Source organism: Campylobacter sp. US55, assembly GCF_004378955.1.
GTDB classification, from domain to species: Bacteria; Campylobacterota; Campylobacteria; order Campylobacterales; family Campylobacteraceae; genus Campylobacter_D; species Campylobacter_D jejuni.
The window spans coordinates 22,669-45,827 of record NZ_RYYF01000012.1 but is presented as its reverse complement, the minus strand read 5'-3'; the positions used below and the strand labels follow the sequence as shown (position 1 = coordinate 45,827).

Below are 23,159 nucleotides of genomic sequence, written 5' to 3'. Positions count from 1 at the left end.
AAAAGATGTAAGCAATGGTTTGAGTGATATAAATATATTTGATGCTTTGAATATTGAAACAAAAGAAAATTATCATTTTTAGGGTCTTAGAAAGAGAATAGGGTGTTTTTAGGGGTTTGGAAGGTAATAGAGGATAAAATTTAAAATTTTCTAAGTTAAAATTACATAGAATATATTAGCAATATTTTTGAAAAGATGTCGAAAATTTGAAGGCATCAAAATGGATTTTATAAAATTTCTTAATCATTTTCAACCCATATCTAAATCTTCTCAGCAAGCTAGTGTATATAAATCTTTTAAGTTGAATTTAAAACCAAAGATTCTTAATGAAAAAGACGAAAATTCCTCTTCATTTCAAGATCAAAAAACAGATGTAGCTCAAACTATGCTTCAAAGATTAGAAGATGAAAAAGTTTTCAATCAAAAGGTAAGTGATAAAGTGAAAAAAGCTGAAAGAGGTATGACTACTATATATTTTAGAGATCCTATTACAAATAAACTCGTTCGTAGTGCTTTAAGTTCAACAGCTATCAATAAAATGGGGATTGAATTTGATAAAGAAGATATGACTAAAAGACTTGATGGATCATATATTAAGTGGAAAAGCTGAAAATTTCGTGGCTGGATGGTATGCTGATATAGCATATACTAGAGCTTATATGGTTAGCGATAGAAATAATGATGGATATTTAGAAGATTACGAGCTTGAAGATACGAAAAGTGGTTTTGTAGCACAGGAAACAAATTTAGGACTTTTTGTGCAATCTTATACACAATTAAATGGTAGTGTAGATACTCTATTTGGTTTTGAAAAAGATTTTAGAGAAATGCGTCCAGATGATACCAAAGATACAGATTATGCTGGTAGAACTATAGGTTTAGAGCTTGATAAAATGATAAGAAAAGATGGAGATTTTGATGGAGAGCTTAGTTTTAGCGAAACTGGCATGCAAGCAGTAAAAACCAAAGCTCCAAATTCTAGATGGACTGAAAGTGTAGGTATATTAACTTTAACTAAATTTGATCAAACTAATACAATGGAAATTAAAGATATCTTGGATAAATTAGGTAAAGGTGTAAAATATGATGATTTAAGTGAAGATGAAAAATCTCTACTTAAAATGCAATTATCTGATAAAATTTTTGATGAAGTTGAAGATAAAGAAACTGGTAATAAAAAACTTGTTTTTAATCTGGATAAATTTAAAATTTTCTATGAAGCTTTTGTGGATTTATTCAAACAAAGAAGTGCAAAAATGCTAGGTTTAAAACCTGAAGATGCAACTAAACTTAATTATGACAATCTTGGTGAAATTGTCAACGAAATGAAGCAAACTTATTTTGATACAAATTCTACAAGTTATGGAAAAATAGCTGATTTAATTAAAATTTGGGCTTAGTTTTTATAATTATCTTGTAAAGTGTATTGTTATTTTTATTTTGATATATTGATATATTGTATTCTTATAAAAAAGTAACTAATAAAAGTTTAGTCATATAGACTAAATAAAATTAAGTATATTTTTTTATATTTATACTTGACAAAATAACACTCAATGTTGTATAATACTTCTAGCAATCAAAAAATAGAGTGCTAAAAATTTAAGGAAAGAGCTATGAAAAGCCGAGATAAAAAGGATTTGATTTTAGATTCTATCATCCAAACTTATCTTTTAGATAATGTTCCTATTGGTTCAAATGAATTGAATTTAAATCTTTGCATCCCTGCTTCAACTATACGCGTCTATCTTAAAAGGCTTAGCGACGAGGGTTTGATCACTCAGCTTCATATAAGTAGTGGTAGAATTCCTACTATTTTGACAATGCAAAATTACTGGCAAAGTTTTTGGAAAAAAGAACAAGATCAAGATATCAATATCAAAAGTGAGAATTTTTTAAAAGAGTTGAGTAAAGAATTTGAAATTTACTGTCTTGTTTATGGTGGTAGAAGCTTAGTGCTTAAAGAAGTGCTTGATCTAAATGCTAAGTTTATAGTGCTTGATTTTAAAGAAGAAGAGCTCGTTTTAAAATATGAAAAAGAAGCATGGAATTTTTTACAAAGTCTTATAGGATTGGATCTTTTTAGTATAGAAAAAATAGCTTTAAGGGTTCATTTTATGGATCTTGTAGAAAAAATAGCTAGCTTAAGGCAAAATTTGATTTGCTATAGAAGCAATGAAGAAAGAGCTTATCAAATTTATCAAAATGATGAATTTGTTAAGCTCTTAGATTGTGGAGTTCATCGTTATTTTAAAGAAAGTCTTGAATTTGAACCTTTATTTAAAGAAGGTTTTATGGGGCTTAAGGTGGATGCGCAGTTTTTGGGCGAAGATGTAAATATTATCTTAGCAGGTAGTGTTTATACGGATTATAAAAAAATATTACAATACATAAAGGAGGCGGCGTGAGCGAGCAAAAGCAAGAATTTGAAAACGAAAACGCAGAAAATTCTGAACATTTGCAAGATGAGAATTTGCAAAATATCGAAGATGTTGAGCAAAACAAATTGCAAAAAGACTATGATGAATTAAAAGACAAATATATGCGTGCAAACGCTGAATTTGAAAATATTAAAAAAAGAATGGAAAAAGAAAAGCTAAGTGCTATGGCTTATGCAAATGAAAGCTTTGCAAAGGATTTGCTTGATGTTTTAGATGCTTTAGAAGCAGCTATCAATGTCGAATGCCATGATGAAATTAGCTTAAAAATCAAAGAAGGAGTGCAAAACACTTTAGATTTGTTTCTTAAAAAACTTGAAAAGCATGGAGTGGCTCTTATTAAAGAAGAAAAAGAGTTCGATCCAAATTTACATGAGGCAATGTTTCATGTAGATAGTGAAAATCATCAAAGTGGTGAAGTGGTTACCGTGCTTCAAAAAGGCTATAAAATAGCCGATCGCGTAATCCGCCCAACCAAAGTTAGTGTAGCAAAATAAATTTTAATAAAAAGGATAAAAAATGAGTAAAGTTATAGGTATAGATTTAGGAACAACCAATTCTTGTGTTGCTGTGTATGAACGCGGTGAGAGTAAAGTAATTCCAAATAAAGAAGGTAAAAATACAACCCCTTCTGTGGTGGCTTTTACAGATAAAGGCGAGGTTTTAGTAGGAGATAGTGCAAAACGCCAAGCGGTAACTAACCCTGAAAAAACTATTTATTCTATTAAAAGAATTATGGGTTTGATGATCAATGAAGACGCGGCTAAAGAAGCTAAAAACAGACTTCCTTATCATATCACTGAAAGAAATGGTGCTTGTGCTATTGAGATTGCAGGGAAAATTTATACTCCGCAAGAAATTTCAGCAAAAGTTTTAATGAAACTAAAAGAAGATGCTGAAGCTTTCTTGGGCGAGAGTGTTGTAGATGCGGTTATTACTGTGCCTGCATATTTTAACGATGCGCAAAGAAAAGCGACAAAAGAAGCAGGAACGATAGCAGGACTTAATGTATTAAGAATTATCAATGAGCCTACTTCAGCAGCTCTAGCTTATGGACTTGATAAAAAAGATAGTGAAAAAATCGTGGTTTATGATCTAGGTGGGGGAACTTTTGACGTTACTGTGCTTGAAACTGGCGATAATGTAGTAGAAGTTTTAGCAACAGGTGGTAATGCTTTCTTAGGGGGCGATGATTTTGATAATAAACTTATTGATTTTCTAGCTAATGAATTTAAAGATGAAACAGGCATAGATCTTAAAAATGATGTTATGGCTTTACAACGCTTGAAAGAAGCAGCAGAAAATGCTAAAAAAGAATTAAGCTCAGCTAATGAAACTGAAATTAATTTACCATTTATCACAGCAGATGCAAGTGGGCCAAAACACTTGGTTAAAAAACTTACTAGAGCTAAATTTGAAGGTATGATTGATTCTTTAGTGGCTGAAACCATCACTAAAATCAATGAAGTAGTAAGTGACGCAGGGCTTAAAAAAGATGAGATTAAAGAAATTGTTATGGTAGGGGGCTCTACTCGTGTTCCTTTAGTGCAAGAAGAAGTGAAAAAAGCCTTTAATAAAGATCTTAACAAGTCTGTAAATCCTGATGAAGTTGTGGCTATTGGTGCGGCGATTCAAGGTGCGGTTATAAAAGGCGATGTTAAAGATGTGCTTTTACTTGATGTTACTCCGCTCTCTTTGGGTATAGAAACTCTAGGTGGGGTAATGACTAAGATTATCGAAAAAGGTACAACTATTCCAACTAAAAAAGAGCAAGTTTTCTCAACCGCTGAGGATAATCAAAGTGCTGTAACTATCAATGTTTTACAAGGGGAAAGAGAATTTAGTCGTGATAATAAATCTTTAGGAAATTTCAATCTTGAAGGAATTCCACCAGCACCACGCGGTATGCCACAAATCGAAGTTACTTTTGATATCGATGCAAATGGTATTTTAACTGTTAGTGCAAAAGATAAAGCAACAGGTAAGGCTCAAGAGATCAAAATCACAGGTTCAAGCGGACTTAGCGAAGAAGAAATTAATAACATGGTAAAAGATGCCGAACTTCACAAAGAAGAAGATAAAAAACGTAAAGAAGCTGTAGATGCTAGAAATGCAGCTGATAGCTTGGCCCATCAAGTAGAAAAATCTTTAAGTGAGTTGGGTGAAAAAGTTGCTGCTGCTGATAAAGAAAATATCCAAAAAGCTCTTGATGATTTGCGCGAGACTTTGAAAAATCAAAATGCAAGCAAAGAAGAGATTGAAAGCAAAATGAAAGCTTTAAGTGAAGTTTCTCATAAGTTAGCTGAAAATATGTATAAAAAAGATGAGCCAAACACAGCCAATGATAAAAAGAAAAAAGATGACGATGTAATCGACGCTGAAGTTGAGTAATCTTTCAAAATCAAAATCTTCATTCAAGCCTTGTTAAAAGGCTTGAACTCAATTCTATTTTATCTTATTTAATTTTTAAAAATTTTTTAGTAGTGATTTTATATAATATATTATTAATAAAAATATAAGGAACACATCATGGAACAAAGCCAATTCCAGCCCATTGTCAACTTTATATGGAGTGTGGCAGATGATTTGCTTCGTGATGTTTATGTAAAGGGCAAATACCGCGATGTTATCTTACCCATGACAATCATAAGAAGAATTGATGCGGTTTTAGAGCCTACAAAAGATAAAGTTCTTAAAACCTACAATACCTATAAAGATGAATTTGAAAATTTAGAATCTTTGCTAGGTGGAAAACAAGGGAATAAACTAGGCTTTTTTAATTATTCTCGATTTAATCTACAAACCCTTCTAAACGATCCAAAAAACATAAGAATAAATTTTGAAAATTATCTTGATTGTTTTAGTGAAAATATCAAAGATATCATTTTAAAATTTAAATTCAAAAACCAACTCGATACCTTAGAAGAATCCAATATACTTTTTGGTGTTATAGAAAGATTTTGCTCGCCTAAGGTAAATTTCGGTATAGAAGATATTTTAGATGAAAAAGGTAATGTTATCCATAAAGGCTTGAGTAATCTTGGCATGGGGTATGTTTTTGAAGAGCTTATCCGTAAATTTAACGAAGAAAATAATGAAGAAGCCGGAGAGCACTTTACCCCAAGAGAGATTATAGAGCTTATGACTCATCTTGTATTTTTGCCTGTAAAAGAGCAGATCAAACAAGGAACATGGCTTATTTATGATAATGCTTGTGGAAGTGGTGGTATGCTAACAGAATCAAAAGAATTCATCACAGATCCTGAAAGACTTATACAGTCAAAGGCAAATATTTATCTTTACGGACAAGAAATCAACCCTGAAACTTATGCTATATGCAAAGCAGATATGCTGATAAAAGGCGAAAATCCAGAGCGCATAAAATTTGGTTCTACCTTAAGCAATGATCAACAAAACTTACAATTTGATTTCATGCTTAGCAATCCACCTTATGGTAAGTCTTGGGAAAATGATCAAAAAATTCTAGGCGTGGAAAAGAAAGGTTCAAATTCAACTTGTAATGATCCAAGATTTAGTGTAGGCATTACAAGCAAAAGCGATGGACAAATGATGTTTTTGCTCAATATGCTTAGCAAGATGAAATTTGACACCCCTTTGGGTTCTCGTATCGCAAGCGTGCATAATGGAAGCTCACTTTTTAACTCAGATAGCGGTATGGTAGCTATAAGAAAGCATATCATAGAAAACGACTATCTTGAAGCTATAGTCGCCCTACCTACTAATATGTTTTATAATACAGGAATTCCCACTTTTATATGGATCATCACCAACAAAAAGTCAGAACACAAAAAAGGCAAAGTCCAGCTTATAAACACTACAAATGAAGAATATTTTTCAAAAATGAAAAAGTCTTTAGGACAAAAGCAAAATGAAATGACAAAAGAACATATAGAAAAAATCACAGAATTATTTTTGAATTTTACATCAAGCAAAGATTGCAAGATTCTAGATAATGAGGACTTTGGCTATACTAAAATCATCATAGAAAAGCCAAAAAGTGTAGAATTTCTAAAAGATGATGAAAAATTTGCAAAACTAAAAGACAAAGATAAAATCTTAGAAAAATTACAAGAATTAGAACAAAATCCACAAGACTTTAAAAACAGAGAAGAATTTATCAAATTTTTAGGTGTAAAGCTCAAAAAAAGCGAAGAAAATCTCATCATTGATAGCGATAAAACTAACAATACTGAAAAAATTCCACTCAAAACAAATATACAAGGCTATTATGACACAGAAGTAAAGCCTTATGTAGCAAACTCTTGGATAGCATGGGAAAGTGCAAGTGTGGGTTATGAAATACTTTTTAGCAAATATTTTTATACCTATACACCACCAAGAAAACTAGAAGAAATAAATAACGAATTAGAAAAGCTAGAAAAAGAAGTGCAAGATCTTTTAAGAGAGATTGTGCAATGAAAAATTTCAAAGAGAGTGGCATAGAATGGCTTGGGGAAATTCCGGAGCATTGGGAAGTGGTGAAAATCAACAAGATAGTAACTTTTGTAAATGGATATGCTTTTGAAAACTTTGATTTTAATCCAATTTTTGAAATTCCTGTGATTCGTATCGGAGATATGCAAAAGGAAAAAATTTTATATGACAATTGCCTAAAAACAAAAGAAAAAGAAAAATTGAAACAATTTTTAATTAGTAATAATGATATTTTAATTGCTTTAAGTGGAGCAACCACAGGAAAAATAGCATTTTGTAATACTGATAATAAAGCTTATATCAATCAAAGAGTTGCCATTGTTAGAAGTAAATTAAAACTTGTAAAATATTATTTTTTAACTAGAGGATTTTCATTACTTATTGAGCTTGCTTGTAATGGATCTGCACAACCAAATATTTCAACCAAAGAAATAGGGGAATTTAAAATTCCACTTCCACCACTAAAAGAGCAAGAGCAAATTGCAAATTTTTTAGATGAAAAATGCGAGCAGATAGCAAATTTCATAGAGAAAAAAGAAAAACTCATTAGCCTTTTAAAAGAGCAAAAACAAGCCTTTATAAATGAAACTATCACAAAAGGACTTGATAAAAATATAAATTTCAAAGATAGTGGCATAGAATGGCTTGGAGAAATTCCACAGCATTGGGAAGTAAAAAAGCTTAAAATGCTTTTTACACTTGGCAATGGATTAAATATAACTAAAGCAGATTTTGTTTCTTATGGAATACCTTGTGTTAGTTATGGTGAAATTCATTCCAAATACCCTTGTCGTCTTAATACTACTATCCATGCATTGCCATTTGTAAGCAAAACATATCTTGCAGATAAACCACAATCACTTTTACAAAAAGGAGATTTTGTCTTTGCAGATACTTCTGAAGATATAGAAGGTTCAGGAAATTTTACAAGCATTCAATCCGATACACCGATTTTTGCAGGATATCACACAATAATTTTGAAATATAAAGGCAAGATCAATTCTTTGTATTTTTCATTTTTATTTGATTCTATATTTACAAGAAATCAAATAAGAAAAGAAGTTTGCGGAGTAAAGGTTTTTAGTATCACAAAATCTATTTTAAAAGAAGTGCAGTGTCTTATCCCGCCCTTAAAAGAGCAAGAACAAATCGCAAATTTCTTAGATGAAAAATGTGAAAAAATAGATTTATTGATAGAAAAAACCAAAAAACAAATAAAACTCATAAAAGAATACAAAACCACACTCATAAACCAAGCCGTTTGTGGTAGGATTAGTTTATAAAAAGGAGAAAACAATGAAGATTATTCAAGTTAAGATAAAAAATTTTAGAAGCTATGCAAATGAAGTTATAGTTGATTTTGAAGATTTAACGGCATTTGTCGGAAAAAATGATATAGGAAAATCTACTATTTTAGAAGCTTTAGATATTTTCTTTGATGGAGGTGTAATCAAAATAGATAAAAACGATATAAATAAAGAATGTGTAAAAAATGGAGATAATGAAATTCAAATATCTGTAGTTTTTGATAATTACCCTAAAAAATTAGTTTTAGATGCATCAAATCTCACCAATTTAGAAGAAGAGTATTTATTGAATCAAAACAATAAATTAGAAATTATTAAAAAATACCCAAATGCAGGAAAACCTAAAATTTTCCTCAAAGCATATCATCCAACTAATGAAGAATGTAAAAATTTGCATTCTTTAAAAATTACAGACCTTAAAAAAATTACCAAAGAAAAAAATATAATGTGTGATAATTTAACAAAAAGTGCAGAATTAAGAAAGGCTATTTGGCAACATTACTCTGATAATCTTCAATTGCAGGAAGTGGAAGTAGAGCTTAATAAAGAGGAAGCAAAGAGTATTTGGGAACAATTAGAAAGAAAATTGCCACATTATGCTTTATTTCAAAGCGATAGAACAAATAATGATGGAGATAATGAAATACAAAATCCTTTAAAAAGTGCAGTAGCTCAAATTTTTAAAGACGAAAAAATTTCTGATAAACTTCAAGCTATAGCCGAAGAAGTAATAAATAAACTACAGGAAGTTACAAATTTAACTCTTGAAAAATTAAAAGATATGAATCCAGAAATTGCTAAAACTTTAAATCCTAAAATTCCGACCATAGAGCAACTTAAATGGGCTGATGTGTTTAAAAGTGTATCTATTGCTGGAGATGAAGACATTCCTATTAATAAAAGAGGAAGTGGGGTGAAAAGAATGATACTTTTGAATTTTTTTAGAGCTGAAGCTGAAAGAAAGAAAAATAATAATGAAAAAAGCAATATTATTTATGCCATAGAAGAACCTGAAACTTCACAACACCAATATCATCAAAGATTACTTATAGAAGCATTAGAAAAATTATCCAAAGAGGAAGGAATTCAAATTATTATTACAACTCATAGTCCAAGCATTGTTAAACAACTTCAATTTGAAAATATAAGATTAGTTAAAAACAATAATAATATAAAAGAAATTGTAAAATTGGAAAAACATGTGCTTCCTATTCCTTCTCTTAATGAAATCAATTATTTGGCTTTTGATGAAGCAGATGAAGAATATCATAATGAATTGTATGGTTATATTGATTTGCAACAACTTTTAAAAGAATATTTTAAAGATAAGCCGACGCAAAAATATGTAAATAGTAAAACTGAAAAAGAAGAGTATCCTACAAAAACAAAATATATAAGAGATCAAATACACCATCCTGAAAATACACATAATCCTAAATTTACTTTTGAAGAGTTACAGCAATCTATTAAAGATATGCGAGATTTTATTCAAGCTAATAAAGGGAGCTAACAATGTCTAACTACCAAGAAAAAGATTTAGAAAATTTCATAGAATCATATTTGTTAGAAAACCATGCCTATATCAAAAGAACAAATGAAAATTACGATAAAAATTTATGTTTAGATGTAGAGCTTTTTGAAAATTTTTTACAAGCTACGCAAAGTGTAGCACTTGAAGAGCTTAAAAAGCGTTGTGGGCAAAACTATAAAAAAGAACTTTTTGATCGTATTTTCTCACAGATCAAAACCAAAGGCATAGTTAAAGCCTTGCAAGGCTATGTAGAGATCAAAGGCATCAAAATTTACCTAGCCTTTGCCAAGCCAAATACCAATGCAAACGAAGAAAGCGTGAAAAAATACGAGCAAAATAGCCTTTCTATCATACGCCAGCTTCACTATAGCACGCAAAATAAAAACTCCCTTGATATAGTGATCTTTTTAAATGGCTTGCCTCTTATCACCATAGAGCTTAAAAACCATTTCACAGGACAAAATGTCTTTCACGCTATAAAGCAATACAAAAAAGACAGAAACCCAAAAGAAGCTATATTTAACTATACGATAGTGCATTTTGCACTAGATAATGATCTTTGTTACATGAGTACGAAATTAGATCAAGATGCGACTACATTTTTACCTTTTAACCTTGGTTTAAATAATGGTAGTGGCAAAATAGGCTTAGCAAATGGAGCAGGTAATCCGCCAAGTGATGGTATAAAAACAGCTTATTTGTGGAAGAAAATCTTTAAAAAAGATACTTTGCTAAATTTATTTTTTAATTTTGTGCAAGTTGTAAAAAAGAAAAATGAAGAAATCATCATATTTCCTAGATACCATCAATTCGATGTAGTAGAAAAGCTACTCGCCCATGCAAAAGAAAACGGCACGGGGCAACGCTACTTGATCCAGCATAGTGCAGGAAGTGGCAAGAGTAATTCTATATCTTGGCTTGCGCATAATCTCGTAAGCTTGCATAGACTTGAAAAAAATATCTTTGATTCTATCATCGTAGTAACCGATAGAAAAGTGCTTGATAGCCAAATAAGAGAAAATGTAAAATCCTTTTCACAGACAAAAAATTTAGTAGAAGCCATCACTCATGGAAGCAAACAGCTTAAAAACGCTTTAGAAGAAGGTAAGAAAATCATCATCACAACCATACAAAAATTTCCTTTCATTTTAGATGAGATCAAAACTTTAAAAAGCAAAACTTTTGCTATCATCATCGATGAAGCACACTCTAGCCAAAACGGAAGCAATGCTCAAAAAATGGCAGAAGCCATAAGGGATAAAAGCGGCGATGAAAGTCAAAATTTAGATGATGAAATTTTAGAAATCATAAAAAATAAAAAACTCCAAAGCAATGCTTCTTATTTTGCATTTACCGCTACGCCTAAGCCAAAAACCTTAGAAATGTTTGGTATGCCTTGTGATGTTAATGGAGAACAAATGTTTATCCCTTTTCATCTTTACTCGATGAAACAAGCCATAGAAGAAGGATTTATACTTGATGTATTAAAAGGCTATACAACCTATAAAAGTTACTATAAAATCATATCTTGTACAAATGATAATCCAAAATACGATAAAAAAAGAGCAAGTGTAAAACTAAAAGCCTATGTCCAAAACAATATCAAAACAATCGAACAAAAATCACAAATCATGTGTGAGCATTTTTTCCAAAATAGCTTTAAAAAGATAAATGGTAAAGCAAAAGCTATGATTGTAACAAGCTCAAGAGAAAATGCTGTAAAGTATTATCTTGTTTTTAGGGAATATTTAAGAAAAAATTATCCACATTTTAAAGCCATTGTAGCTTTTTCAGGTGAAGTAAATTTAGAAGGTGAAATTTATAGCGAAAGTGGTTTAAATGGTTTTGCGGAAAATGTTTTAAAAGATGAGTTTAAAAAAGATGAGTATCGTTTTTTAATCGTTGCGGAAAAATACCAAACCGGATTTGATGAGCCATTATTACATACTATGTATGTGGATAAAGCATTAAGTGGGGTAAGTGCAGTACAAACTCTATCAAGACTAAACCGAACTTGCAAAAACAAAGAAAACACTTTTGTGCTAGATTTTGTAAATACTCATGAAGATATAGCAAAATCTTTTAGTGTGTTTTATGAGCAAACTTATTTAAGTGAAGCCACAGATGATAATAGAATTTTTGATTTAAAGGCAAATCTAAATGAGTATGAAATTTATACCCAAGAAGAAATAGATGATTTTGCAAATGCTATTTTAAGAAAAGAAAAAGAAAATATCATTCATGCAAAATTGGACATAATGCTAGATAGATTTAATCAAAAAAGTGATGATGAAAAATTAGATTTTTATAATAAAGCAAAAACTTATCTTAAAGAGTATTCTTTTCTTGCACAAATATTGCCTTATGAAGACATAGAGCTTGAAAAACTCTATATATTGCTTAAAAAACTTGCTAGTAAGATCATCTTGCCTAAATCAGAGGATTTAGCTAAAGGAATTTTAGATAATGTGGATTTTGATAGTTATCGCTTACAACTTGATAAAACACAAGACATCGTTTTACAAGGAAATGGAGAGCTAAAGCCTTCGTTCGCAGATGGTTCGAGCAAAAGTGTTGAAGCTGAATTAGAAGAACTTTCAAACATCATCAAAGATTTTAATAACAAATACGCAAATATAGACTTTAATGAAAGCGATAAAATCGCTAAAATCTTATACGATATAAAAGATGATATAGCAAAAAATGAAAGAATACGTGAAACTTTTAGCAAATCCGATATACAAAATTCTCGTATCGAGTTTGATGCGCTTTTAAAAGATAAAATTCAAGATATCTTGGAGTTAAATTTAGAACTTTTTAAACAATTTAATCAAAATATAGAATTTAAAGACAAGATAGCAAATACCATGTTTAATATGGTTTGTAATGATTTTTAAAGTATAAAATTGTCAAAAAAGGATAAATGTTTGTGAGTGTAGATTTTTTTAAAACCTTTGATATTTCAAATAGTGAAAGATTAAAAGCTAAAAAAGTGCAGGGTAAAAAATATGAAATTTTTCTTAATGAAAATGAGCAAAGTCTTATAACTCCTAAAGTGTCTTTTAAAGAAATTTTGAGGTATTATTATCTTTATCCAAAAAATGCCATTCCTTCTTTTAAATTACCTTTTTTCAAGCCTGATTTGAGTGATTTTAATACTCCGCATATTACTTGGCTTGGACATTCTTCGCTTTTTATAAGTTTTAAAGAATATAAAATTTTGATTGATCCTGTTTTTAACACTCATGCTTCGCCCATTTCTTTTATCAACAAGGCTTTTAAAAATGCTCCTGTTTATAATATAAATGATTTTAATGAAATTTTTGCTGTGATTATCACGCATTCGCATTTTGATCATTTAGATGCTAAGAGTATAAAAGCTTTAAAAGAAAAAGCACGATTTTTTATCACACCTTTAAAAGTGGGAAATTATCTAAAAAGCTATGGGGTGAGTGAGAAAAAAATCATAGAGCTTGATTGGTGGAGTGGAGTAGAATTTGATGATTTAAAAATCATTGCAACACCTGCACAGCACAGTTCAAGTAGGGGAGATGGTAAAAACAAAACCCTTTGGGCTTCTTTTGTGATGGAATTTTTAAGTGTAGATAAGAGAGTGTTTTTTAGTGCAGATGGAGGATATTTTACACATTTTAAAAAAATAGGTGAATATTTTGGAAGTTTTGATCTAGCTTGTCTTGAAAGCGGACAGTTTAATATCGCTTGGCCATATTCACATTCTTTTCCTGAACAAATTTTAAAAGAGGCAAAGGATCTTAATGCAAAAGCTGTCATGCCTATACATTGGGGGAGATTTTTAGCAGGAACTCATGCGTGGAATGAGGTAGTAAAATTTCTTTATGAAAATTTAGATTTACCCCTTATCACACCAAAAATGGGCGAGGCTTATGAAATAGGGGCTAAATTTAAACAGGATTTTTGGTGGAAAGAAGGATAAATTAACACAAGTTTATAATTTATATTTTGGTTTTTGCTATAGTTTTATAAAACTAAAAAAGGAGATTTTGTGAAAATCATTCAATGGAGTAGGGCGGAATTTAGCCCAAAAGAAGTGAAAATCAATGTTTTAATTGACAATGAAAAAGGTAAAGAAATTCAAATTTTATTAGCTAAAGATAGTGTGATGAAAGAGCATAAAGCTCCTTTTGCTATACATATTCAAGTTTTAAGCGGTAAAATTTGGTTTGAAGTGGAAAAGGAAAAATTTGAATTAAATGCTTTAGATATGATAAGCCTAGAGGCAAATGTAGCGCATTCTTTAGGTGGATTAGAAAATTCTATAATAAGATTGAGTTTAAATAAATCAGATAGTATTCAAAGAGTAAATGCTGTGCTTAAAAAGCCTTGATTTTATAAGGTTTTAATTTGCCTAAATAATTCTAGGCTTTAACCTAGAATTATTTATAGTTTTTAATGAAATTTGCTATTCTTTCTAAACCTTTTTTGATAAGCTCATCGCTTGCGGCATAAGAAAGTCTGAAGTATCCATCCATTCCAAAACCTATACCTGGGACAACGGCAACTTTTTCTTGTTCAAGCAATTTTTGGCAAAATTTCATAGAATCTTTTTCTATTTTTTGTATATTTACAAAAAGATAAAAAGCACCTTCTGGTTTATAAACACTGATATTTGGGATTTGTTTAAGCATATCTAAGGCTAAGTTACGGCGTTTTTCAAAGGCTTGACGCATTTTTTCTATATCTTTATCACATTCTCCATTTAAAGCAGGAATGGCCGCATGTTGAGTAATGGAGCAAATATTTGAAGTGCTTTGTCCTTGAAGTCTTTTAACGGCCGAAATTAGGGCTTTATTTTTGCTTGCCATATAGCCAAAACGCCATCCTGGCATAGCTCCACATTTGCTAAGTCCGTTAATGGTCGTAGTGCGTTTTAAAGCATCTTCGCTTACACTTGCAAAAGCTACAAAATCAAAACCATCATAGCGAAGTTTTTCATACATTTCATCACTTAAAACAGTGATTTGCGTTCCTTCTAAAACTTTAGCAATTTGAGTTAATTCTTCTTTGGAATAAATCGATCCCACAGGATTTGAAGGAGAATTTAACATCAAAACCTTGGTTTTAGCTGTGATAGCTTTTTTTAATTGTTCAGCGGTAATTTTAAAGCCATTTTCTTCTAAGCCTTCTACAAATACAGGTTTTCCACCTGCAAATTTTACCATTTCAGGATAGCTTACCCAGTAAGGACTAGGGATAATCACTTCATCATCTTTTTCTACTAAACATTCTATACATTCAAAAAGAGAGTGTTTTGCGCCTACATTGGTGATAATTTCGCTTGTTTCATAATCAAGATTATTATCTTTTTTAAATTTGATTTGAATAGCTTTTAATACTTCAGGAATTCCCGCAACGGCAGTGTATTTTCCACATCCTTTTTCAATAGCACTTATAGCGGCATTTTTGATAGTTTGTGGTGTGTCAAAATCAGGTTCGCCTGCTGAAAAACTAATGATATCTTCGCCTTTGGCTTTAAGTTCATTGGCAAGTGCAGTGATGGCTAAAGTGATAGATTCTTCTAAAACTTGAGATCTTTTTGTAAGCATTTTTCAATCCTTAATAATTTTTGTTTAATTTTAGCAGAAAATTGCATTTTTACAATAAATTTAATTTAAAAATGAGTTATAAATTTCAATAAATGTGAAAATTTGTATTAATTTTTAGGAAAAATTAATACGCATAATAATATGTATAATTTTATGTATTATAAAAAATTATTATTTTTGTGATTCAGGTTGTTTTAATATAAGATTTTCAAGTTCTAAAATTTTCTTTTCTAACTTTTCTAGTTTGTCATCGCAATTTGCATCTATGGCTCTAATGTTTTTATTTTTACGCTCTTCGATAATATAAGCAGGAATTCCAACGGCAGTTAAATTTGCGCCTACATCTTTAACCACTACAGCATTTGAGCCTATTTTGGCATTTTCTCCTATGGTGATATTGCCAAGTACTTTTGCGCCTGAGCCTATGATCACTCCTTTTTTTATGGTTGGATGGCGTTTAGTACCTTTTTCTAGGCTTGTTCCACCTAAAGTAACGCCTTGATAAATTAAAACATCATCTTCTATGATCGCTGTTTGACCTATAACTACTCCATTGGCATGATCTATAAAAACACGCCTTCCAAGTTCTGCACCAGGGTGTAAATCTACCCCAGTTAAGAATTGTGAAATTCCACTAATCATTCTTGCAATATGTTTAAAATTTCTTATATAAAAAAAATGTGCAAAGCGGTAATTTACTACAGCCCACACTCCAGGGTAATTAAAAAAAAGTTCTATACAAGAATTAAAAGCTGGATCTTGTGCCTTTGGCTGAGAAAAATCTTCTTTTATAATACCCCAAAAATTCATCTAAACTCCTATGCTTTTTAAATAACCATTATCATTTAAGAAAAGATAAAGTTCCCCTAAAATATGCTTTTTTTGCTTGTCATTTACAAGCTTAGAATTACTTATGCGTTCATTAAGTATATCCATGATAGCGTGTATATCATAGTCTAAATCTTCTAAGGCATCAAGTATGGATTGTGCTTCTATAATCCCCTCAACTTCATAGCCTTTTTCATTGATACTTATAATAGCTTCAGTGGGATGAGTAAAAAGATTGTGTTTCATTCCAAGTACTTCTTGATAGGCACCTACAAGAAAAAACCCTAGAAAATAATTTTCTTTTTCTACATCTACATCGTGTAAAAATAAAGGTTTATCTTTAGAGTATGAAATTTCTCCATCACTATCGCAGGTTATATCCCAAATACTTGCACTTCGAGTCGGTTCTTCATCTAAGCGATCAAGTGGCATGATAGGGAAATTTTGTTCTAAGCCCCAAAAATCGGGTATGCTTTGAAAGAGTGAAAAATTTACCAAATACCTTTCTTGTACTTCATCTTGTATAGCAAGTAAATCCGCAGGATTTTGCTTATCACCTAAAAGCAAGATGGCTTTTTTTGTAATCAAATGAGTTAAAATTTCAGCATTGGAACGATCTTGTAAATCCACATAGCCCAAATCAAAAAGAGTTAAAATACTTTCTAAATGATCTATGCTATCATGCAAGTATTCTAAAGCATTGGAAGGTTTTATGCTTTTATAAAGATCATAAAGCTCATCGATAAGTTTTGGATTTTGTTTTTTAAGTATGAGTTTGTTTTCTGCGTATTCTTGAGAAAAAAGTTCTAATACAGGAGCGATTAAAACAGCGTGATTGGCTGCTACAAAACGCCCACTTTCTATGAAAATATCAGGCTCTAAATCTTTTTTTTGTTCGGCTATGTTTTTTAGGATAAAAACTACATCGTTAGCGTATTCTCTTAAGGTATAATTTCTACTTTTTTCATTTTTAAATTGTGAGTATTCCACAGCTAAACCGCCACCAAGATTGATAGCTTTTAGATTTTTAGCTCCCATTTTTCTAAGTTCTGTGTAAATATTTCCTGCTTCATTTAAGGCTTTTTTCAAGGGATGAATTTCGGTAATTTGTGAGCCTAGATGAAAGTGAATCATGGTAAATTGTTCTAAAAGTTTGTTTTCTTTGAGTAAATTTACCGCTTCTATGAGTTCAGTGGATGTAAGTCCAAATTTAGAATTAATCCCACCACTTTTTGCCCAAATTCCAACTCCAGCAGAATGCAAACGCACGCGTAAGCCTATATTTGGTTTAGGTTTAAAGCGTTCTTTGGCTATGTCTATGATAGCTTCAAGTTCATTAAGTCCTTCTATGGTTAAAGTGATATTATGTCCCATTTCAGCTGCGATAAAGCCTATATTGATAAGTTCTCTATCTTTAAAGCCGTTTACTGTAATAGGTGCGCCTTCATTATTATAAGCCATAGCGAGTAAAAGCTCTGCCTTAGAACCTGCTTCAAGTCCGTAGTTATAGTCTTTTCCAAGCTTTACAAGATTTTTTACAAAACCAGGGTATTGATTGACCTTTAAAGGATAAACAGCGTTAAATCCTCCTTTATAGCCAAATTCTTTTCTTGCTTTATTGAAATTTCCGTAAATATTTTCAATTTGTTTTTGAATAAGATGAGGAAATCTTAAAAGTAAAGGCCCCTTGTATCCATCATCTCTTAATTCTTTAACTATATCAATAATAGCAGGTTTTTTCTCATGATTGATACAAACTTTACCATTTTTGATAATAAAATTTTCATTTCCCCAAATATCAATACCATAATCCATTATAAAACCTTCTTTAAGTCTGAAATTTTAATCATTTTTTCTTCTTTTTTTGCTAAATTTTTATAAAACAAACTTTCATTTTGTGCTTCATTTTCTCCCATACAAAGAAAAATTTCAGCATTATTTTTATCCGCGTTTTCGAGATGTTTAGCTAGTTTTCTTGCCTCATAGCTTAAAAACACTTTATATTCTTTTCTTAAATTTGTAGCGATATTCAAAAGTTTTTGGATATAAATTTCATCCATAGCACAAAGATAAATTCCTTCTCTTTGAACCTTTTCTTCTTTTTGTTCTAAAATAGCTATAATTCTTTCTATACCCATGGCAAAACCTACGCCAAAACCACTTTTTCCATCAAGGTATTCAATGAGTCTATCATATCTTCCGCCCCCAGCAATAGCAGCTTTTGCACCAATTTCATCGCTAATGAATTCAAAAGCCGTTTTAGAGTAGTAATCAAGCCCTCTAACAAGTTTAGAATCTACTTCAAAATCCACTCCATTTTCTTTTAAAGCGCTTTGTAAAATTTCAAAATCTTTTTGACAAGATGAGCATAAATTTTGATTTAAAAGTGGAGCATCGTTAAGTAAGCTTTGGCAATGCTCATTTTTACAGTCTAAAACACGAATGGGATTTAAGTTTTTTCTACGCAAACAATCCTCGCAAAAACCTTTTTTGCTATCTAAAAAATGTATCAAATTTTCACGATATTTTGGCATACATTCTAAACAACCTAAAGAGTTAATCAGTAGTTTAAATTTAATATCTAAGCGTGAAAAAATTTCTACTAACATTAAAATAATACTTGCATCTTCATAAACGCTTGCGTTTCCAAAACTTTCAACGCCAAATTGATGAAATTCTCTTAAGCGTCCTTTTTGGGGTCTTTCATAGCGGAACATAGAGCCATGATAAAACCATCTTTTCACACTAGTGTTTTTATCGAGTTTTTTTTCTATATAGGCACGCACTACCCCAGCAGTTCCTTCAGGACGCATGCAAACATGATTTTCGCCTTTATCGATAAATTCATACATTTCTTTACCTACTATATCAGAACTTTCTCCTACGCTTCTTTTAAAAAGGGTGCAAAGTTCTAAATGCGGTGTATTGATAAAAGTAAAGCCATAGTTTTTAGCTACTTCTTCGCAGGTTTTAATCACTTTTTCATAATAATATGCATCTTTATCTAATAAATCTTTCATTCCTTTTAAAGCGTTAATCATTGTAAAAATTCCTTTATTTGTTGGTGTAATTTTTCTTTACTTTCTTTTGCGTCAAGTGTTAAAATTTCTACAGAAATTTTTTCTTTTAAAAAATGAAGCACTTTTTCGAGTTTATCTTGCACGCTTAAAAAATACTCAATGCCACGTTTTTCTATGCTATCTAGTTCTTTTTGACTGAGGCGTTCTTGGATAAGGCTTGCATCTCCTTTTAAAAAGATAATTTTTTGTGGAAAAAAATCTTCTAAAGCAAAACTATTTAAAGCAAAAAGTAAATCGTTTTCAAAATCTTTGGCATAAGCCATGCCTGAAATAAAACTTCTATCGCTAATAATGAGTTTGTTTTGATTGGTTTTTAAGATTTCTTCAAAATGTTGAGCACGATCAGCTAAAAAAAGCAAGAGTTCAGCTCTTTTGCTAATAGGATGAGTTTTATTAAGTAAAATTTCTCTTAAATGTTTTCCAAGCTCTGTTCCGCCAGGTTCGAGTGTAAAAATGGCGTCTTTGTAAATTTCTTTTAAGAGTGAAATTTGCGTACTTTTTCCTACGCAGTCAATACCTTCAAAAACTACATACAAGATTGATCCTTTAAAAAAGGTAGAATTTCTTTTGGAACAAGAGAACTTACATCGCCCCCATGTGCTACTATAGAGCGAACAATAGAACTTGAAATAAAAGCATGTTTTAGACTTGGCATAAGATAAATGGTTTCCATATCTTCCCAAAGTGCGTGATTTGCATAGCCAATTTGCAATTCGTATTCAAAATCACTCACCGCTCTAAGTCCACGGATTATAGTATTAACTTTTAATTCTTTGGCTAAATCTACAAGCAAATTATCAAAAGCAATGATTTTAACATTTTTTAAATTTTGTGTTGCGAGCAGGGCTAGTTCTTTGCGTTTTTCTAAATCATAGCAAGGTTTTTTATGTTCACTTTTTGCTATGGCAACGATGACTTCATCAAAAATTTTTAAAGCCCGTTTTATAACATCTAAATGCCCGTTGGTAATAGGATCAAAAGTCCCAGGATATAAACAAGTCATTTTTGCTCCATTTTTTTTAAAAATATAACAAATTTAAACTAAAAATTTTGCCATTTTTCATATAAATTGTGTTTTATTTCTAAAAGATCTAACCATTTACCTACGATAAAATTTTCCATTTGCTCTAGATTGTTTGCTCTAGAATAACTTGCGATAATAGGAGGTGCGATGATAGCTCCCATTTGGCTAAGTTTTAACATATGTTCTAAATTTAAAGTAGAAAAAGGCATTTCGCGTACACCTAAGATGAGTTTTTTTCTTTCTTTTAAGGCTACTGCTGCAGCACGCATTAAAAGAGTGTCTGCAAAACCAGCGTGAATTTTTGCTAAACTTGAAATCGAACAAGGAGCAATGATAGTTTTTTCTATTCCAAAAGATCCACTTGCTACACTTAGACTTAAATTTTTATCATCTAAAAAATGAGTGTATTTAAAATTTTCTTGACAAATTTCTTCTAAATTTGCTCGATTTTCAGCTTTGAAACTAAGTTTAGCACCTTGGGTTAAAATGCAATAAAGTTCGCATTGATTTTCTAAATTTTTTAATAATTTTAAGCCTAAATTGACACTGCTTGAACCAGAAATTCCTAATAAAACCTTCATTGTATAATCATCCTATTTTTACCCACTACGATGCCTTGCATAACTTTACCTTCTTTGTTTTTTGCACGAATCCTTTCGCCCATATTTGCACTTTGCAAAGCCACAAGTTCGATTAAAACATCAACATTTGCTTCGCTTAAAACCCCGATTATAGGATCATTTCGGCGTATTAAAGCTGTGGTTTTAAACATATTTGCTCTTAAAATAGCGTTTTTGTTAATATTGCTTTTAGCTATAAGATTATCCACATCATCTAAGGTTAAGGCATTTAAAGGAACTTTATCAAAATCAATTAATACGCTTTTATAGTCAAAAGCTCCAAGTTTATCTCCTCTTTTTATAGCGCGTTCGCTTTTTAAAACTTCTAAATTTGCTTGAATGAAATATCTAAAAAATACATTTTTTTGTATATTTTGCGGAGTTTTAAATTCAGCCCTTAAAAAGCCTTGTGCTTGATTAAAACGTCCATTAGCGATTCTTAGAAATTCATATTGATCAAAATCTTTAGGCAGTGATGTTATTTTTAAATCAATTTGAGAAATTATAATTTTAGGGAAATTATTTCTAAATTCTTTAGCTAGTGCTGTTTTGATTTCTTCTAAACTAGCTGCTTGGATATAATTTATCACAATAAAAAAAGTTAAAAAAATAATTTTCATTTTTATCCTAAGAATTATAATGCAATAAATAGTATTTTAGCTTTTATAAGTTTAACAAAGCCTTTAGAAGGCTTTGTATAGAGTTAAAAAGTAGGGATAACAGAGCCTTTGTATTTTTCTATGATGAAATTTTTAATTTTATCGCTTGTTAAAATTTCTTTAATAACAAGACTTTTTTGACTTGTTTCTTCACCTTTTCTTGTAGCTAAAACAATAGCATATAAACTATCTTTATCTTCCATAAAAATACCATCTTTTAAAGGGTTTAAACCTGCTCCAAGAGCATAGTTTGTGGTAATAATAGCCAAATCAGTATCATTTAGGGCTCTTGGAAGTTGTGCGGCTTTAAGCTCTATAAATTTAAGATTTTTTGGATTTTTACTTATGTCAATAGGGGTTTTAAGGGTGTTTTGACTTTTAAATTCTATTAAATTTGCTTTAGCTAGTAAATCAAGGGCTCTGCTTTCATTGGTAGCATCATTAGGTATAGCGATTTTAGCACCATTAGGAATATCTTTTATATCTTTTATGGAATTAGAATATATAGCCATAGGAACTAAAACAATAGCATCTAAAGAACTTAAATTTGTTCCTTTGTGGGTATTAAAATCATCTAAAAAAGGTTTATGCTGATATAAATTTGCATCTAAATCTTTTTCATTTAAAGCGATGTTAGGTATATTATAGTCATTAAATTCCTTAATTATTAACTTCCAACCTTTTTCTTGAAATAAGGGTTTGGAGAAATTTAAAATTTCAGCATAAGGCGCTGGTGTTGCACCTATGATTATGGTTTTATCTGCTCCAAAACCAAGGCTAATTGTAAATAAAACACTTAAAAATATTTTTTTAATATTCATGCTATACTCCTAAAAAGCTGGGATTAATATATCTTTATAATGTTCATTAATGATGGCTTTAAATTTATCGCTTCTTAAAATTTCATCAATTACTTTGGTTTTTTCGCTATCTTTATCTTCTGAGCGTACCACAACATAATTTACATAAGGGCTATTTTTATCTTCCCTAAAAATAGTATCTTTACTTGGATTCAGACCGGCTCCAAGTGCGAAATTAGAATTAATTATAGCAATATCAACATCATCTAAAGCTCTTGGAAGTTGTGCGGCTTTAAGCTCTATAAATTTAAGTTTTTTTGGATTTTTGTTTATGTCCAATGGGGTTTTTAGAGTATTTTTGTTAAGCTCTATTAATTTTGCTTTCTCTAAAAGCCCTAAAGCTCTACTTTCATTGGTGGCATCATTAGGTATAGCAACTCTAGCACCTTCTTTAAGATTTTCTAAATTTTTGATTTTTTTACTATAAACTCCTACTGGAGCTATAAGTACAGGCGTTGTTGCAATTAAATTTGAACCTTTCTTTAGGTTGTATTCTTCTAAAAAAGGTTTGTGTTGATATAAATTTGCATCAAGTTCTTTTTCCTCTAATGCACGATTGGGCAAAACATAGTCTGAAAATTCTACTATTTTAAGCTCATACCCTTTGTTTTTAAAATCATCTTTCATTAGTTCTAGTAAGCTACCAAAAGGATTTGGAGTGGCTCCTATAGTAATGTTTTGTGCAAATAGACTAGATAAATTTAGAATGCAAGCGAGTATAATAATTTTAAATAAATTCATAAAAACTCCTTTGTATTTAAGAAAAAAGTCC

21 protein-coding genes and 1 pseudogene are annotated in these 23,159 nt (G+C 30.7%); 12 read left to right on the top strand and 10 right to left on the bottom strand.

The window, feature by feature from the left end:
- The 12 genes and pseudogenes from ELQ07_RS08375 to ELQ07_RS07835 all read left to right on the top strand — a co-directional run.
- Positions 1–76, top strand: a pseudogene (locus tag ELQ07_RS08375) (hypothetical protein); the annotation flags it as partial.
- 111 nt (positions 77–187) lie between these two features.
- A complete protein-coding gene (locus ELQ07_RS08285) occupies positions 188–610 on the top strand; it encodes a hypothetical protein (protein ID WP_208359326.1) in 423 nt (140 codons plus the stop codon).
- Complete coding sequence (locus ELQ07_RS07880; protein ID WP_208359325.1) at positions 582–1,400, top strand: hypothetical protein; 819 nt, start codon at positions 582–584, stop codon at positions 1,398–1,400. Before ELQ07_RS08285 ends, ELQ07_RS07880 begins: the two co-directional genes overlap by 29 nt.
- Before the next feature lie 216 nt (positions 1,401–1,616).
- Complete coding sequence (locus tag ELQ07_RS07875) at positions 1,617–2,408, top strand: HrcA family transcriptional regulator (RefSeq protein ID WP_002856966.1); 792 nt, start codon at positions 1,617–1,619, stop codon at positions 2,406–2,408.
- Positions 2,405–2,935, top strand: coding sequence for a nucleotide exchange factor GrpE (grpE, locus tag ELQ07_RS07870; protein WP_002790452.1), 531 nt, complete (start codon positions 2,405–2,407; stop codon positions 2,933–2,935). The genes ELQ07_RS07875 and grpE overlap by 4 nt, the downstream gene beginning before the upstream one ends.
- Before the next feature lie 22 nt (positions 2,936–2,957).
- The gene (gene dnaK / locus ELQ07_RS07865; protein WP_002856760.1) at positions 2,958–4,829 is read left to right on the top strand and encodes a molecular chaperone DnaK; all 1,872 of its coding nucleotides are present in this window, start codon (positions 2,958–2,960) and stop codon (positions 4,827–4,829) included.
- Between the two features lie 138 nt (positions 4,830–4,967).
- Entirely contained in the window at positions 4,968–6,878 is a 1,911-nt protein-coding gene (locus ELQ07_RS07860) for an N-6 DNA methylase (protein ID WP_057980123.1), read from the top strand.
- The gene (locus tag ELQ07_RS07855) at positions 6,875–8,176 is read left to right on the top strand and encodes a restriction endonuclease subunit S (protein WP_040966613.1); all 1,302 of its coding nucleotides are present in this window, start codon (positions 6,875–6,877) and stop codon (positions 8,174–8,176) included. The genes ELQ07_RS07860 and ELQ07_RS07855 overlap by 4 nt, the downstream gene beginning before the upstream one ends.
- Positions 8,177–8,189: 13 nt before the next feature.
- Positions 8,190–9,710 (top strand): ATP-binding protein, encoded by a 1,521-nt coding sequence (locus ELQ07_RS07850; protein WP_040966612.1) that lies wholly within the window; start codon positions 8,190–8,192, stop codon positions 9,708–9,710.
- A gap of 2 nt (positions 9,711–9,712) precedes the next feature.
- Complete coding sequence (locus tag ELQ07_RS07845) at positions 9,713–12,628, top strand: DEAD/DEAH box helicase family protein (RefSeq protein ID WP_040966611.1); 2,916 nt, start codon at positions 9,713–9,715, stop codon at positions 12,626–12,628.
- Positions 12,629–12,654: 26 nt separating this feature from the next.
- The gene (locus ELQ07_RS07840) at positions 12,655–13,686 is read left to right on the top strand and encodes an MBL fold metallo-hydrolase (protein WP_002869342.1); all 1,032 of its coding nucleotides are present in this window, start codon (positions 12,655–12,657) and stop codon (positions 13,684–13,686) included.
- Positions 13,687–13,755: 69 nt separating this feature from the next.
- Complete coding sequence (locus ELQ07_RS07835) at positions 13,756–14,097, top strand: cupin domain-containing protein (RefSeq protein WP_002857179.1); 342 nt, start codon at positions 13,756–13,758, stop codon at positions 14,095–14,097.
- A 49-nt stretch (positions 14,098–14,146) separates the two neighbouring features.
- Here ELQ07_RS07835 and ELQ07_RS07830 read toward each other — a convergent pair whose 3' ends face one another.
- The 10 genes from ELQ07_RS07830 to ELQ07_RS07785 form a co-directional block, all read right to left on the bottom strand.
- A complete protein-coding gene (locus ELQ07_RS07830) occupies positions 14,147–15,316 on the bottom strand; it encodes a pyridoxal phosphate-dependent aminotransferase (protein WP_134224969.1) in 1,170 nt (389 codons plus the stop codon).
- Positions 15,317–15,487: 171 nt separating this feature from the next.
- The gene (cysE, locus tag ELQ07_RS07825) at positions 15,488–16,126 is read right to left on the bottom strand and encodes a serine O-acetyltransferase (protein ID WP_070316509.1); all 639 of its coding nucleotides are present in this window, start codon (positions 16,124–16,126) and stop codon (positions 15,488–15,490) included.
- Positions 16,127–17,962, bottom strand: coding sequence for a biosynthetic arginine decarboxylase (gene speA, locus ELQ07_RS07820; protein WP_032595244.1), 1,836 nt, complete (start codon positions 17,960–17,962; stop codon positions 16,127–16,129).
- Entirely contained in the window at positions 17,959–19,185 is a 1,227-nt protein-coding gene (gene hisS, locus ELQ07_RS07815; RefSeq protein ID WP_134224968.1) for a histidine--tRNA ligase, read from the bottom strand. The genes speA and hisS overlap by 4 nt, the downstream gene beginning before the upstream one ends.
- Positions 19,182–19,760 carry a dTMP kinase gene (gene tmk / locus ELQ07_RS07810; RefSeq protein WP_070316508.1) on the bottom strand — a complete coding sequence of 193 codons (579 nt, stop codon included), beginning with the start codon at positions 19,758–19,760 and terminating at the stop codon, positions 19,182–19,184. Before tmk ends, hisS begins: the two co-directional genes overlap by 4 nt.
- Positions 19,751–20,227, bottom strand: coding sequence for a pantetheine-phosphate adenylyltransferase (coaD, locus tag ELQ07_RS07805; protein WP_002852633.1), 477 nt, complete (start codon positions 20,225–20,227; stop codon positions 19,751–19,753). The genes tmk and coaD overlap by 10 nt, the downstream gene beginning before the upstream one ends.
- 38 nt (positions 20,228–20,265) lie before the next feature.
- Positions 20,266–20,829 carry a UbiX family flavin prenyltransferase gene (locus ELQ07_RS07800; protein ID WP_052825567.1) on the bottom strand — a complete coding sequence of 188 codons (564 nt, stop codon included), beginning with the start codon at positions 20,827–20,829 and terminating at the stop codon, positions 20,266–20,268.
- Positions 20,826–21,488, bottom strand: coding sequence for a flagellar basal body P-ring formation chaperone FlgA (gene flgA / locus ELQ07_RS07795; RefSeq protein WP_052834598.1), 663 nt, complete (start codon positions 21,486–21,488; stop codon positions 20,826–20,828). The genes ELQ07_RS07800 and flgA overlap by 4 nt, the downstream gene beginning before the upstream one ends.
- Positions 21,489–21,571: 83 nt before the next feature.
- Positions 21,572–22,348, bottom strand: coding sequence for a MetQ/NlpA family ABC transporter substrate-binding protein (locus ELQ07_RS07790; RefSeq protein WP_134224967.1), 777 nt, complete (start codon positions 22,346–22,348; stop codon positions 21,572–21,574).
- 9 nt (positions 22,349–22,357) lie between these two features.
- The gene (locus ELQ07_RS07785) at positions 22,358–23,128 is read right to left on the bottom strand and encodes a MetQ/NlpA family ABC transporter substrate-binding protein (protein WP_134224966.1); all 771 of its coding nucleotides are present in this window, start codon (positions 23,126–23,128) and stop codon (positions 22,358–22,360) included.
- Positions 23,129–23,159 lie beyond the last annotated feature (31 nt).